Here is a 364-nt window from a genome sequence, read left to right as displayed (position 1 = left end):
CACCGGCCCAGCCCCAAAGGCAGCGGCCAGACGAGCATCGTGGAGGCCATCAACTGTTCGTTGCGCCAAAAGTGCGGCGTGTTGGTGCGCAAGTCCTGCTCGTTTAGTCGGTGCGAGAAAATGCACCATACGCGCATCCAACTCGTCATCGACGAGCACAACCGGCGGTTAACGCCAACCTGAATCACCTCGCTCGTTCAGCCGGTGCGAGAAAATGCACCATACGCGCATCCAACTCGTCATCGACGAGCACAACCGGCGGTTAACGCCAACCTGAATCACCTCGCATTATACCACCGCCGATATGTTTTGGCAAGCGGGAACCGGGTGGCCAACTGTTTATCGCGGCTGGGTAAGCTGCGGA

1 pseudogene is annotated in these 364 nt (G+C 58.5%); it reads left to right on the top strand.

Annotation, left to right across the window (positions count from 1 at the left end):
* A pseudogene (locus D0T11_RS22880) lies at positions 1 to 183 on the top strand (IS1 family transposase); the annotation flags it as partial.
* Positions 184 to 364: the final 181 nt, after the last annotated feature.

The organism is Hymenobacter rubripertinctus (assembly GCF_003583925.1).
In the GTDB taxonomy this organism is placed as follows: Bacteria; Bacteroidota; Bacteroidia; order Cytophagales; family Hymenobacteraceae; genus Hymenobacter; species Hymenobacter rubripertinctus.
Note: the sequence above shows the minus strand (reverse complement) of the source record. Positions and strands in the feature narration are given on the sequence as shown.